A 14,123-nucleotide genomic window follows, 5' to 3' on the forward strand; every position below is an offset into this window, starting at 1 on the left:
ATATATTCTCTTCTCAATTGCAATTTTACACTTGATTTTTATGTAGTAAAGACATTCTACTGAGTTTACCATTGATATCATAACACTTTTTACGACTAAGTTCAATCATTTCATATTAAAGCTTCTCGTGATATCCGTTAATTCTAAAAAGCCTTTGCGAGCCCGGTACCCACTAACGTGTTGACAAAAACAGAACCTAAGTGTATAGTGTGTATTAAGTGAATACACACTATACACTTAGGAAGGTGATAAGGTGATATGAAGATTTTAATTTCAAATATATCCAATATACCCCTATACCAACAAATAAAAGACCAACTAAAAGATATTATTTTTAAAGGTGAGATGTCTGAGGGTGATCCACTTCCATCTATCAGAAATTTTGCCACTGATTTGAAAGTAAGCATTCTTACAATTCGTCGTGTCTACAATGAATTAGAGCAAGAGGGATTTATTACAAGTCAGGTGGGCATTGGCACTTTTATTTCTGCTGGTAATTTAGAGCTGCTTCGTGACTCTAAACGACGTATTGTTGAACAAAAAATGCAGGACTTAATTCAAACAGCAAAGACGTTAAAAATTTCTAAAGAGGAATTAAATGCAATGATGAATATTTTATATGAGGGGGATGAACAATGAACAATGTATTAGAAGTATCAGGATTAAATAAATCTTATAATAAATTTGCCCTTTCCGATGTTAGTTTTTCTTTACAGGAAGATTGTATTACAGGTTTTATAGGTATTAACGGGGCTGGTAAAACAACCACTATACAGACCATTCTTGGTCTTGTAATGAGAAGTGCCGGTACTATCAAATTCTTTGGAAAGGATATGGATAAACATGGGCATGAGTTAAAAAACCGTATTGGAGTTGTGCTGGATGATGGCTGCTTTTATGATGAATTGACAATGAAAGAAATGAAAAGCATTATTTCACCGGCGTATTCAAGTTGGAATGAGCAGGATTACAAAACCTATATGGAACGTTTTTCACTCAATCCACGCCAAAAGATTTCAACACTTTCAAAAGGTATGCGTATGAAGTTCGCATTAACTTTGGCACTTTCCCATGAGGCAGACTTACTTATTATGGATGAGCCTACAAGTGGACTTGACCCCTTAATTCGAAGCCAATTCATGAATATCTTGACAGATTATATGAAACAAGGTGGCAAGAGCGTTTTCTTTTCAACTCACATAACTTCAGATCTTGATAAAGTTGCAGATATGATAATTCTTATTAACAATGGCAAGATTTTATTCGAGGAAGAAAAGGATACATTGATTGATACCCATCGATTAGTAAAAGGTGATAGCAAGGATTTGACTATTGAAACCAGAAAATTGTTCTTAAATATTCAAGAAACAGGATTTGGATTTACTGGTATCACCAATAAATTATCTCAAGTTCAAAAAACCATAAAAGACATTTTGGTTGAAAGACCTACCATAGAAGATATTATGCTGGGCTATGTCGAAGGAGGGGGAAAATAATGCTGGTACATCTTGTTAAAAAAGATATTGTTAGCGGTAAACTAAAAGGGTGATATTTCGGCAAACAAAAAAGGAGAATAATTTCCAGTTAAGTACAATAATAATTCCTTCTCTGATACAATTAGAGATATATTTTACAGAGGGGGAATTTAAAATTGAAAGGATGGAATATGTTTAGTGAAATAAAACAATATAAAGCACTTGGATTTAATAAATCACAGGTTGAAAGAGCTCTAAATATAAATTACAAAACAGTTCAAAAGTATTGGGACATGGATCCTGGTGAATATGCTAAAGTCACTATTCAATCGAAGAATAGACATAAAAAAATTGATATCTACAAAGATGATATTTTAGAATGGATTACTGATTTCAGAGATATGTCAGCAGCACAAGTACTTGATTGGATAAAGGAAAGATATGGTGATGTAAAATTTAAAGAAAGGTCTTTAAGGCTTTATATTAGTAATTTAAGGAAAGAATACAATCTGCCTAAGGCTTCGCCAATAAGACAATTTGAGGAAGTACATGAACTTCCCATGGGCTACCAAGCTCAGGTTGATATGGGTCAAATATGGCTCAAAAGATTAAATGGAAACAAAGTAAAAGTGTATTGCTTTGCAATGGTTTTATCACATTCAAGGTATAAATACATACTTTGGACAGACAAACCATTTACTACCGCCTCTTTTATTGATGCTCATAATCGAGCTTTTGAATATCTTGGTGGTATGCCTATTGAAATAGTGTATGACCAAGATCGTGTGCTTGCAGTAGCCGAGAATTCTGGAGACATTATTTATACCGAAGGTTTTCAAAATTATATTAATACTATGAAATATAAAGTTAGGCTTTGTAGAGGTTTTGATCCTCAAAGTAAGGGGAAAATAGAATCTGTGGTAAAATACTCAAAATATAACTTTGCTATAAACAGAGTATTTATAGATGTTGATTCCTTTAATGAAGACTCATTCAAATGGCTAGATAGAACAGGCAATGGTAAAAAACATGAAATAACGAAAAAAATACCGGCAGAAGTGTTTGCTCTCGAAAAGAAACACTTGCTACCAGTACCTGAACTCTTTGAAAAAAATTCATTTAATACTAGTTTAACTTATGCTGTACGAAAAAACAATGTAATTTTGTATAAACAGAACAGGTATCAAGTGCCCAAAGGAACTTATAGCCCAGGTAAAGAACTTAAATTAATGATAAAAGGCTCCAAAATGAATATAGTTGATTTTGATACAGGTGTATTAATAGCAAGTCATCAAGTAAGTACAAGGCAGGGTGAACTTATAAAAATAATTCATCCCGAAAGGGATATTCACAGTTCTATTGACCAAGTTTATGAAAGATTGTTTTTTGCCCTCGGTAAAACTGAAAATGCAAAAATGCTACTAGATGGCATAAAACGTGAAAAACCAAGATACTGCAAAGATCAATTTGGTTCAATACTAAATATAGTACATTCATATGAAGCTTCGCTAATAGAACAAGCATTGAATTATTGTGTTATACGAAACTTGTGGAGTGCTGGAATGTTTAAAGAAACCCTTGAATATCTTGCGATACAGGATATTGCAAAAGTTGATAAAAAATCTGTAATTGACAAGTTATCTATACCATCAAAGTATAGAGGGTTAAAACCGGAAGTAAGAAGTATAAGTGACTATATTGATGCTTTGAAGGAGGACAAGCAATCATGGAGAAATTAGAATTAATCAAAGAGTATGCCAAAAATCTTAAGCTAAACTATTTAAATGTAGATGCAGATAAAATTATTGAAAAAGGTGAGTTAGGTAATGTTTCCTATCAAGACTTTCTATTATCAATACTTAAAAATGAGGTTGTTTTGAAAGATCAGAAAACACAAGAAAAAAGACTTAAATATGCTGACTTTCCAGTTAAAAAGACAATGGAGGAATTTGATTTTCTATTTCAAAAATCAATAACAAAGAAACAAATAAACAGACTCATGGAAATGGAATGGATAGATAGGATGTATAATCTTATATTTTTAGGCCCACCGGGCGTTGGGAAGTCTCACACAGCTATTGCCTTGGGTTATAAAGCCGTTGAGGCAGGTTATAAGGTAAGTTTTGTAACTATGGATAATCTGATGCATGTTTTGAAAACTCAGCAGATATCAAGAAAAAGCAAAGGTAAACTAAATAGAATCCTTTCTTCAAGCCTCGTTATAATTGATGAGGTCGGATATCTTCCTATAACTAGAGATGAGGCTAATTTGTTCTTTCAATTAATATCATCCCTTCATGAACAGGCATCACTAATTATAACTTCTAACAAAGGATTCGAAGAATGGGTAGAGCTTTTAGGAGACCCAGCATTAACAACAGCTGTATTAGATAGAATATCTTATAGGTGCGAACTTTTTAACATGATTGGAAAGAGCTATAGGTTGGAGCACAGAAAATCTATATTTTAGCAGTTAAATGGGAAAAATATACTGGGATAAATTCAGTAAAATAGTTTGCCGAAATTTCTCCAAAAGTACTTGCCAATAACAGATATCTTACTTATAAAAAAATATTTGCTGCTTTTAGTTACTTTTCCATTTGCTATACCTCTTTTTATGATGATACAACCATCCCAATTTTGGGGGCTTAGTGCTTTTTTGTTATCGGTGATTTTTTCGGTGTTTATGTTGTATCAATATGTTTTGATGGCCGAAATGAAATACCCTAAAGCTGAAGCTCTGCTGTGTTCTACGCCATACTCCCGTAGTAGTCTTGTAAAAGCAAGATATGCTTTTCTCCTATTGATCTTTGCTTATTGCTGTGTGGCATATAACGTATTAGCACTGCTATTTGTCAAAATTGAATATCTTACTCCGTACAACTATCTTATTGCACTGCTGATTTCAGTAATCCTATTTAGCGTATACACACCTGTACAATATAAATTTGGCTTTGAAAAAACAAAGTATTTCTTCATGATATTGATCATGGGAACTCCATTTTTATTGACTGTATTAATAAAAGCCAATATTAAACTCGATTTTACGGTATTGTCTGCAATGCCTATATTGGTCCAGTACTTAATGCCGATTGTGGCTATAATTGCTATCCTCTTTATTTCTATGAATATATCTATAAACATTTACTCAAAGAAAGAATTGCTATAACAGCAGTATAACTTATACATTTTGAGAAAGGAGCGATAACTATGCATGCTTTACCAACCCCAGTAGTAATAATATGTGTGCTGTTCCCCTTTGTGTATTTAACTACAGGCAATGGATTTAGTTAAATCAAAAGTAAAATTAGATACTAACGAAACTTTTAATACAACTAATCAAAGATTCCAGAGAACAGGTATTTATAATGGTGATGATTATTACGCGATAGGAAAATCTTACAAAGATCCTGTTAATCCTGAACAAGAATATTCCTTATGTTTATATTTAGTAAACATTAATACTGGCGCAATTACGCAATTTACACAAGGAATATGTACACCAATAAATTAACTTTTGTATTAATTAATTCACTATCTTGTTAATTTATATAAAAAACACAGTAGAGAAAGTATAACTCTACTGTGTTTTCACATTTTAAGATTTCCAAGTAAATTAATTCATCTAGTTTTTATTTCTAGTTCCTTGATTAGCAGCTTGCACGCTAGCATTTCCATTAACCTTATATCCATTTTTAGCATTTTCACTATCTAAACTATTAGCCATAAGGCTTTGATCTTTTTGTTTCATGGTCATATTTTGGCTCAGACTATTTTCACTATTAGGTATAATATTTTGATTGTTTTCAGCTATGGTTTTATTTTGACTCATAAAAAGCATCTCCTTTACTAATTATTTTATATTATAATGCCCATAAGTTAATGATAATATCATATTTAGTTGAATTTGAGAGTTGCTAATCAATAAAAAAAAGCCTACCCCTAGATTTCTCTATGAAATAAACTTTTAGAGTTACATATATTTTATTAATAACAAGGGAATTTATTCATTGACCCCTGTTATTTTTACCAACTAAACCTCCGCCATTACCTGATGATGCGCTTTGTGATCCATAGACTGATGCTCTCTTATTATTTTTTTGCGTGGAAGATTTTGCTTTTCTTTCTTCAATAATTTTTTTCATTATTTCCATGTTTTTGTTTATATCATTTTTCATATTTTTACCCTCTTTTTTTTATTTTTTACGGCTTAAAAAAACTTCATAACTAATACCTTCTAAATTAATATTCACGATAAATATTTTCAAGGTAGGTCTTGTTATTTTACTAATTTATTATACCCTACAAACAGCCTTTTGAGCAACACTGCTTGTCTGTTTTATCTCTGTAATGGGCCAGACCCTTGGGAAATTATGCAAGTTAAAAAAGCTCTTCAAAGATATTTATGCTATGACATACAGTTGTCAATTTTAAAATGCTATCCTACTATTTTTCATATAATTCTATAGGTAAATCATCTGGATCACTAAAAAAAGTAAATTTTTTCCCCGTAATCTCATCAATTCTAATATGCTCAGCAATTACATTCTTATCAGCCAGTTCTTTTATCGCCTCATCAATGTTATCTACCTCAAAAGCAAGATGCCTTAGTCCTCTTGCTTCAGGATAACTCGCCCTTTTAGGTGATTGCGGAAAAGAAAATAATTCTATTTGATAATTCTCTCCAACACCTAAGTCGAGCTTATATGATTCTCTATCTTTTCTGTATGTTTCTTTAATGATTTTCAAATCTAAAACATTAACGTAAAATTCTTTAGATCTTTCATAATTTGTGCAAATAATAGCTATATGATGAATCTTATTTAACTTCATTTTTTTATCTCCTTCTTTATATTACGTACGTATTTTCTTTCGGATGCACCACAGTTTAAGAATACTGTGAAGCATTTAGTTTTCTATTAATATATACATATGATATTTTAATACTAACATATATTCTACTTAAATCACTAGTTTGCAAATTTTTTCACACCAGCGTATTATTAATATAGGAGATGTAAATGCATATATTTTTTACTCATACTCATCATTATTATTTATATATCCCTCCTCCACTAACAATCATTGAAATTTCTTCTTAAATAACATTTATTATTAATTGAAAATAGTTGTTTACAAACATCTATTACTATGATATTATTAATTTATAAACAAAACAACAGAATTTAATTAGTACAAGAGATGGAAGTGATTCCACAAAGATATTAACCTTCATTAGATAAACTAAAAGAATTGCTAATAGAAAGGGGATAGTCCAATGTTTCAAATTAAGTTGTTAAAGTTTTTAGAGGTTAGTACAATTTATAAATAAGAGGTCTTTAAGATATGTGATAAGACAAAGAAAAATACTTTAGTTAAAAAAATTACTAATCTCTACTTAGTTCAAAATTAAATATTTGTATATATATAAGGGAGTTCACAAAGTGAACTCCCTTATTCATAATAATTCTCTGTACCATCCCAGTAACAACATCTGAGTTTAAGATGATTAATAATTATGTAGTCCTAAGCAATAAATATATATGATTGTATTAAAATTAAATCTTTAGTTAAGAAGTTATCAAAAATACTCTATAGTCAGTCTTTTAGCATTTTAATAAATGTTAAATCGTCTATTCTTAATGACACTGGTTGTGGTAAAGTCAAGCCCTTAGGTGCACTACCACTATAAAAAAACAGTGCATTATTTGTTGGATCATTTCCACTGAGTGCTTCATTTGCAGCCTTAACAGCACTTGCCTGTGCAGGTCTGTTAATGTTACCATTTAGTATTGGAGTAAATTGATAAAAACCATTTGTTTTTTCATTAATAACAGCACTGATTGAATTTGGAAAACTGCTGCTCTTAACTCTGTTTAAAACTACAGCGCCTACAGCAACTTGAGCTTTATAAGATGCTCCTCCTGCTTCGGCAGTTATTAATCTTGATAGCAAGTCCAAATCACTTGAGTCATTTTTGATTGCTATAGGTTTAGTTTGCACTGAAGTATAACTAGCTATTTCTGGAGTTTTTACAACTTGTTTAGGGGATTCATTCCGTTTGTTATTAGCTTTTTTTGAATCAATTAATGCTTGTTTTTCTTCTGTTGCTTGTCTTGCTTCATTAGCTTGATCTATTACCAGTTGTGCGCCATATTGATTTTCTAGGGCATTCAATTTTAATGCTAATACATCTTGGTCTGATTTTTGTTCTGTTAAAATCGCTAAATTCTTTTTATTCTCAACCCTTAAAGATAGCAACTTTGTATTTTCTGCATCTAGCGCTACCTTCTTTAAATTAATTGCTGCTTCTTTTGTTTTCATATTTTTCATAACCTTTTGATCAAATGTTACTACCCTTTTAATATTTTCTACTCTGGATATAAAATCATCCATACCATTTGAGCTTAGCATAATGTTTAGATAGCTTGATGACCCATTCATATACATTACTCTCATTCTTTTATTAAAAATAATCTGTTCTGCTTTGATATCAACCTCTGCTTTTTCAATATTTATTTTTGTTTGCTTAATATTCTTTTGTGTTATAGCTATACTGCTTTCATTACTATCGATATTAGACACAATTGTTTCACGCTTATTGTTCATAATCTCAACTTTGCTTTCAAGGTCGTTTCTTTGAGTTTGAACCTGATGAATTTTTGCCTTATCTGATGCAGAATCTGCATATACGGTAGTAGAACCAACGCTTATAATTACACCAAGTGCCATTACGGCTGAAATAATTTTTTTGTTCAATTTTCCATTCCCCCTACATAATATTTTATTTTTAAATATATTATGTTTAAAAGTATTTATCATCTGAACATAATAACATACAGAGATATGTTTAGCAAATATTGGTCTTTGAATTATTTGTAATATGGCGCCCAGTTATCAAATTGTCTATCATATATATTCTGTTCATTTTGAGGCTTTTCTGTTAATAGCTTCTTAAGCTTTTTTCTTCCAATATAAGTAATAAAAAGACTATAATTAGCTTTATATCAAATCTAATCACAGTCCTATTTATTATATGTTTAGATCGCTTCGTCTATTTTAGAATTTTTGGAGATTTTATCCTCAAGAAAAAGAAATTTAAAGTATCTTGCTAAAACATAAATAACGATTAAAACAGCTAGTACTTCTTGAAATTTAACCAAATATTTTAACATATATATTGGTTCTTTAATATTAACTAGATACCCATTAAGTTGCTTCATAGCAACTGCGCTTATCACCATTGGAAAAGTAAAAGCAGAATAACTTGGGTAAAATTTAGTTTTAAGTAGCTTTGGTAAATACAAAATCACCACTAAGAACATTATAAATGCTAGACCTCCTAAAAAGCCTAATATAAAATTATTTTTCACTGTAAAACATGCTAAATATCCAGCTAAACATAAGCTAGCTGGAGCCGCGAATATTGAAATAGTTGGTAGTGCCTGCTCTTGAATTCCCTTAATAAAGAATGTCCTATAAATCACAATAGGCAACAATAATAAATATGATATAAGGCCAAACCAGAAAATACCTTTTCCAAGACTAATTAAATTATAGGTAGGTGCAGTCATACTTGCTACCACAATACCAACATAAACTACAAAATAGCTTGGAAAAACTTTTTTTATATCAAAGTTAAAAATAAATTTTGCAGTAAAACAAATTAGTAAAAAACAATGCAGTAATAAACCAAAAGACCACACACCAAAGGATATTGAATGAGCATACGGAACTATGTAAGTTGCCAAAATCATTAAACCCATAGTAAAAGTAATCATTACGCTGGCAACAACTGGGTTTTTAAAAGACTCTACTACACTTTTTGTATCAAAAAATATCTTAAATATAAGGAGTACTAATATTAATGAAGCTACAACTCCAAAGATGTTCCTGTATATATCACCATAAGATAATAATAGATTACCAGTTGCTGCTAAAGCTAACATTAACCCTGCAATTGGTACAGGAGTTTTTTCTATCAGGCTTTTCATTTTTTTACCACCTTATTCATCAATATTTACAAGGCCGAGCTCTCTAACTATAATTTGCGCAGCTTTTTCAGCTATTTCCCCAGTAAAGGAAATGCATTGTGCTTGATGTTCTCCAGAAGTCATGTCCATTCCGTGAGTAAGGACTTTACAACATAACACCTTATGGTTATTTTTAAAGCTCTCTTGTAATTCATTAGCAAACTTAAGAGCATTTTGCACCTTAGGATCTCCAGCTGTTGTTCTCCCAAAGAAATAACCTATGCACATTACTCCGCCTGATACAGCACCGCAAACACATTTTGATTTTCCTATTCCAAGAGGAAATCCTGAAGACATTGCAATCATCTCATCTGGCATTGGAATTTCAAAATTGTTTTTTATTGAGCTAACAATAGCTTCGGAACAAAAAAAATCACCTTTTCTGAATGACTCTTCTGCTTCTCTTCTTATTTTTTTAATACTAACTTCATTTCTCATAAATTGCCCCCTTTTAATAAAATATTCCACATACTATTATATATGTAATATTACAGCAAGTCCACTAGTTAATTGAAACACATGGACACCACCAATGGCCGCAAACAAATTGTGAACACAATTCCTTTTGTTATGGGTAACTTTTTAATTAAATCAAAAAATAAAAGGTGTATTCTATACCATAATTAGGTATAAAATACACCTTTTATTAAATCATCACCTTCTGTGCTGCAATATTAATATGCTTATAAGTTTAAGAATTCTCTCATAATATTACTTATTTCATTGGCCATAGCTTCATTTTCCATTTCAGAAAATACTCTTAAAAGCGGTTCTGTGCCAGAGAATCTTGCTATAATCCAGCCACCATTTCTAAAATATACCTTTAAGCCATCTTCGTAGTTTGTTTTTTCTACTTTATAACCAAAATTTGGGATTAACTTATTTACGAAAAGTTTTGTCCTAATCTGTTCCTTGTCTTCTATGCTGAATTTATAATCAGATTCTGTCATGTAGAAGTATCCATATTGCTTATGAATTTCTTCAAGTAATTCCGATAAGCTTTTTCCTGTTACACTAAGCAATTCGATTAGAAGGCTAGCAGCAAATATTCCGTCTTTTCCCTTAATATGCCCACGAATAGTTAATCCACCACTGCTTTCTCCTCCGATTAATGCATTCTTTTCTTCCATTTTTGAGCTTATGTTCTTGAAACCAACTGGAACCTCGTAGCATTCCTCACCAAAGCTCGCTGCTATTTTATCTAGGAGGTGAGTGGTTGCAAGGTTTCTTACAGCTCCACCTTTCCATCCCTTGTACTTTAATAAATAGTAATATAACACAGAAAGAATATCGTTTGGATGAATAAAGTTACCTTTTTCATCTATGATTCCAAGTCTATCAGCATCCCCATCTGTCCCTATCCCGATATCATATCCTTTTTCAACTACTAAATCCTTTAAACGATGTAGTGTGTGTGTGCTTGGGGAAGGTAATCTTCCACCAAATAAGGTATCGTGTCTATTATTTATTATTTCAACCTCACATCTTGCAGTTAAAAGTATAGTTTGAAGGCAAGTCTTTGAAACTCCAAACATTGGGTCAAGAGCTACCTTTAGTTTGCTATTCCTTATAGACTCTATATCTATCATGCTGATAATTGAATCTATAAATTCATTAAACGGATCTATAATTTCAATTAAACCATCTGCTATTCCTTTATCAAAGATAACAAGCTTAACATCATCTATAGTAATATTGTTTATAATTTCTTCAAGACTTCTTGTAACGTCTTCTTTAGCATCTCTTCCACCCCTGGTGAATATTTTGAGTCCATTGTAATCAGCTGGGTTATGGCTTGCTGTTACAGCTGCACCATAGTATGCATCTAAAGAATTCACAGTGAACATTATTAGAGGGGTAGGTGCAGATTTTCCTACTAAAAAAACCTTTATTCCATTTCCAGCCATTACTTCTGAAACCCATTTTGCTGATTTGTCAGATAAAAATCTATTATCATAACCTATTACAAAGCCACTGCCCTCACATTTTTCATTTTTCATAAGGTTTGCAAGAGCTTGAGAAAGAAGTTGTACATTTTTTTTTGTAAAATCTTCGCCTATAAAAGCTCTCCATCCACCAGTACCAAATTTAATCATATTTTTAACTCCTTTACTAATTTTAATATACTTACTTTTATTAGCCCATTATAGCAACTATAATATTTTGTGAACCAGCTTTTTGTGGCTTAATAGCACCTTCCACTGCCGTTCCATTTAAAATTATTTCTTTAATACCCTTCTGTACTCCATTTGGATTTTTTATGGTTATATTATAAGTTGCTCCACGCCATAGACGAGTAACTTCGAATTCTGTCCAATCTCCTGGTATACATGGATCTATAATCATGCCATCAAAGTTAAGACGAACTCCTAGCATGTAGTGAGTTGCTGCATAGTATGCCCAACCAGCACTTCCTGTAAGCCATGGGTGCCTTGCTCTACCGTGAGCTGTATGATCTTTTCCCATCACGAATTGACAGTATGAGTATGGTTCGGCTTCACGAGTCTCTATCATATCATTTTGATTATAAGGTAATAATGCGTCGTAGAACTTCATAGCACTCTCACCACGTCCAATCATACATTCAGCAACCCAAGCCCAAGGATTAGGATGACTGAAGATAGCTCCATTTTCCTTAACTCCCTTGTATACACGAGTTACGAAACCTATTCCATCATTTGGTTTGGTATAGGATGGTGATGTTAAGTGTAGACCAAAGTCTGAATATAAATATTTATCTACCGCATCCATACAAGCCTTAGACCTTTCTGGGCCCGCTACACCAGAAATAACAGCCCAAGTGTTTGACTCAAGGTGAACCTTTCCTTCTTCATCTTTTTGAGTTCCTATTTTTTCTCCATCCGATGTAATTCCACGAATATACCATTCCCCGTCCCAAAGCTCATTTTCACATATTTTTTTAACTTTACTCGCTATTGCGCTATATACCGATACATCTTCTGTTCTACCTAAGAAGTTAGCACATTCAACAAAGTTGTTAAGTGCCCAAAAATGCAGGAAAGATACTAGAGCACTTTCCCCTCCTACAAGGTTTAAGCAGTCATTCCAGTCTGCTCTAAGACCTTTACATATCCCTGTAGCTCCAACCTGCGACCTTGAGAAATCAAGTATTTTCTTCATGTGATCATATACCGTGGCTTCTCCTCCATCAGCAAAAGTAACCATCGTATCAAACAACTGGACTTCACCAGTTTCTTGTACATATTCACATATTGCTGCAATTAGCCATAATGCGTCATCTGAGCATGCATCCTTTAATCCATGTACTACATCTGACATGTTTGGAGTCGGTAAAACTGTTGGTGATTTTGAAGGTAAAATTTTAGCAACCTCTGAATCAAACCATTCTGGTTGGAATAAATGTAATCCGTAGCCTATGCTCGACTGTGCACGAAGAAGTTCAATTATACGTTGTTTGCACTTTTTAGGATTTGTATGAGGAACACACATAACATCTTGAGCAGTATCTCTATATCCAAGTCCTGTTCTTCCACCTACTTCTATAAATGAAGCAAATCTTGAGAACACAACGTTTGTTTCTGCTTGATAAAGGTTCCATGTATTTATCATGGTATTCATGCCTTCATTTGGTGTCTTAATCTGGAATGCCGATAATTTCCTTTCCCAGTATTCGTTAAGTTCATCAAATGCTTTATCTACAGTAGCAACATTTGAATATTTAGCCTTCATTTTCATGCCTTTAGCCCTTGCACCAACACCAACCATAAATATAAGTCTAGTTTCTTCTCCTGGAGCTAAGATTACTTTTTTATGTAAAGCACCACAGTGATTTCCACCGAGTTCTGAGCTCCCACTACAAATTCCCTTTTCTACAGCTATTGGATTATCTTCAGTGTGGTAGTTTCCTAAGAATTTATCTCTTAAACAATCATAGCTCTCTGGTTTAAAACTCGATGCTATGTATTGATAACCTGTCTCACCATTATCATAAAAAAGATCATTTTCTATAACTCCATCTTCATAACTAGAACCTGATGCGTATAAGCTCATCTGGAAGTTTTCATTATCCATATCAATATTTTGGAATGAGAACTCTACATAAGAAAACACACTTAATTTACGTGGAGTTGTTCCATTGTTCTTTATCTTTACATCCCATAATTCTACATCATCGTTTACTGGAATAAACAAAATCTGTTCTGCACTTATATCGCTATATTCGCAGGAAAATTTGGAATAAGATAGCCCATGACGGCATTTATAATTTGCCTTTTTAAGGTCTTTGCCAACTGGCTGCCAAGAAATTGTCCAATAGTCGCTAGATTCATCATCACGAAGGTAAACATAGTGGCCAGGTCTATCTAGTGGTACGCCGTTTGGTCTAAAACGAGTTATTCTATTGTACTGTGGCTTTTTATAGAATAGGTACCCACCTGCATTTTGAGAAATTACAGCACACATATCCTTTACCCCAAGATAGTTCGTCCAAGATACTGGTACATCAGGGCGTTCAATAACATATTCCCTGTTTACATTATCAAAATATCCATATTTCATTTTATCTTCTCCCTTTACTATAATTTAATTGTACTACTAACTTGATTTAGTTCTTCTTTAAATAACTCCTTAGCAT

Annotated in this window: 14 protein-coding genes; 6 read left to right on the plus strand and 8 right to left on the minus strand. The window is 32.4% G+C overall.

Features of this window, described 5'->3' with window-relative positions:
• Positions 1-258 precede the first annotated feature (258 nt).
• From KTC94_RS04565 to KTC94_RS04590, 6 genes are all read left to right on the plus strand, one after another.
• Positions 259-639, plus strand: coding sequence for a GntR family transcriptional regulator (locus KTC94_RS04565; protein ID WP_165412281.1), 381 nt, complete (start codon positions 259-261; stop codon positions 637-639).
• Positions 636-1,496 carry an ABC transporter ATP-binding protein gene (locus KTC94_RS04570; RefSeq protein WP_220320558.1) on the plus strand — a complete coding sequence of 287 codons (861 nt, stop codon included), beginning with the start codon at positions 636-638 and terminating at the stop codon, positions 1,494-1,496. The genes KTC94_RS04565 and KTC94_RS04570 overlap by 4 nt, the downstream gene beginning before the upstream one ends.
• 155 nt (positions 1,497-1,651) lie before the next feature.
• Positions 1,652-3,214, plus strand: coding sequence for an IS21 family transposase (gene istA / locus KTC94_RS04575; protein WP_304518694.1), 1,563 nt, complete (start codon positions 1,652-1,654; stop codon positions 3,212-3,214).
• Positions 3,202-3,945: an IS21-like element helper ATPase IstB gene (gene istB / locus KTC94_RS04580; RefSeq protein ID WP_220320588.1), complete on the plus strand. Its 744-nt coding sequence runs from the start codon at positions 3,202-3,204 to the stop codon at positions 3,943-3,945. Before istA ends, istB begins: the two co-directional genes overlap by 13 nt.
• Before the next feature lie 69 nt (positions 3,946-4,014).
• Positions 4,015-4,644: an ABC-2 transporter permease gene (locus KTC94_RS04585; RefSeq protein ID WP_220320088.1), complete on the plus strand. Its 630-nt coding sequence runs from the start codon at positions 4,015-4,017 to the stop codon at positions 4,642-4,644.
• A gap of 111 nt (positions 4,645-4,755) precedes the next feature.
• Positions 4,756-4,989, plus strand: a complete 234-nt coding sequence (locus KTC94_RS04590) for a hypothetical protein (RefSeq protein WP_165412278.1) — start codon at positions 4,756-4,758, stop codon at positions 4,987-4,989.
• 111 nt (positions 4,990-5,100) lie between these two features.
• Here KTC94_RS04590 and KTC94_RS04595 read toward each other — a convergent pair whose 3' ends face one another.
• From KTC94_RS04595 to KTC94_RS04630, 8 genes are all read right to left on the minus strand, one after another.
• Entirely contained in the window at positions 5,101-5,307 is a 207-nt protein-coding gene (locus KTC94_RS04595) for a hypothetical protein (RefSeq protein ID WP_165412277.1), read from the minus strand.
• A 175-nt stretch (positions 5,308-5,482) separates the two neighbouring features.
• Entirely contained in the window at positions 5,483-5,653 is a 171-nt protein-coding gene (locus tag KTC94_RS04600) for a hypothetical protein (protein ID WP_220286939.1), read from the minus strand.
• A gap of 268 nt (positions 5,654-5,921) precedes the next feature.
• Entirely contained in the window at positions 5,922-6,308 is a 387-nt protein-coding gene (locus KTC94_RS04605; protein WP_220286940.1) for a VOC family protein, read from the minus strand.
• 765 nt (positions 6,309-7,073) lie between these two features.
• On the minus strand, positions 7,074-8,234 hold the full coding sequence (locus tag KTC94_RS04610) for a cell wall hydrolase (RefSeq protein ID WP_253198235.1): 1,161 nt from the start codon (positions 8,232-8,234) through the stop codon (positions 7,074-7,076).
• A gap of 281 nt (positions 8,235-8,515) precedes the next feature.
• Positions 8,516-9,469 carry a TDT family transporter gene (locus KTC94_RS04615; RefSeq protein WP_220320080.1) on the minus strand — a complete coding sequence of 318 codons (954 nt, stop codon included), beginning with the start codon at positions 9,467-9,469 and terminating at the stop codon, positions 8,516-8,518.
• A 12-nt stretch (positions 9,470-9,481) separates the two neighbouring features.
• Positions 9,482-9,946 (minus strand): C-GCAxxG-C-C family (seleno)protein, encoded by a 465-nt coding sequence (locus KTC94_RS04620; RefSeq protein WP_216303740.1) that lies wholly within the window; start codon positions 9,944-9,946, stop codon positions 9,482-9,484.
• Between the two features lie 245 nt (positions 9,947-10,191).
• On the minus strand, positions 10,192-11,604 hold the full coding sequence (locus KTC94_RS04625; protein ID WP_216303741.1) for a phosphoglucomutase/phosphomannomutase family protein: 1,413 nt from the start codon (positions 11,602-11,604) through the stop codon (positions 10,192-10,194).
• A gap of 40 nt (positions 11,605-11,644) precedes the next feature.
• On the minus strand, positions 11,645-14,047 hold the full coding sequence (locus KTC94_RS04630; protein WP_220320079.1) for a GH36-type glycosyl hydrolase domain-containing protein: 2,403 nt from the start codon (positions 14,045-14,047) through the stop codon (positions 11,645-11,647).
• Positions 14,048-14,123 lie beyond the last annotated feature (76 nt).

The organism is Clostridium sp. CM028 (assembly GCF_030585565.1).
GTDB classification, from domain to species: Bacteria; Bacillota; Clostridia; order Clostridiales; family Clostridiaceae; genus Clostridium_AD; species Clostridium_AD estertheticum_B.

Coding starts and splice junctions, on each gene's coding strand:
- KTC94_RS04630 (WP_220320079.1), bottom strand. CDS start 14,047: ATGAAATATGGATATTTTGATAATGTAAACAGGGAATATGTTATTGAA.
- KTC94_RS04570 (WP_220320558.1), top strand. CDS start 636: ATGAACAATGTATTAGAAGTATCAGGATTAAATAAATCTTATAATAAA.
- KTC94_RS04625 (WP_216303741.1), bottom strand. CDS start 11,604: ATGATTAAATTTGGTACTGGTGGATGGAGAGCTTTTATAGGCGAAGAT.
- KTC94_RS04620 (WP_216303740.1), bottom strand. CDS start 9,946: ATGAGAAATGAAGTTAGTATTAAAAAAATAAGAAGAGAAGCAGAAGAG.
- KTC94_RS04590 (WP_165412278.1), top strand. CDS start 4,756: ATGGATTTAGTTAAATCAAAAGTAAAATTAGATACTAACGAAACTTTT.
- KTC94_RS04605 (WP_220286940.1), bottom strand. CDS start 6,308: ATGAAGTTAAATAAGATTCATCATATAGCTATTATTTGCACAAATTAT.
- KTC94_RS04600 (WP_220286939.1), bottom strand. CDS start 5,653: ATGAAAAATGATATAAACAAAAACATGGAAATAATGAAAAAAATTATT.
- KTC94_RS04595 (WP_165412277.1), bottom strand. CDS start 5,307: ATGAGTCAAAATAAAACCATAGCTGAAAACAATCAAAATATTATACCT.
- KTC94_RS04565 (WP_165412281.1), top strand. CDS start 259: ATGAAGATTTTAATTTCAAATATATCCAATATACCCCTATACCAACAA.
- istB (WP_220320588.1), top strand. CDS start 3,202: ATGGAGAAATTAGAATTAATCAAAGAGTATGCCAAAAATCTTAAGCTA.
- KTC94_RS04615 (WP_220320080.1), bottom strand. CDS start 9,469: ATGAAAAGCCTGATAGAAAAAACTCCTGTACCAATTGCAGGGTTAATG.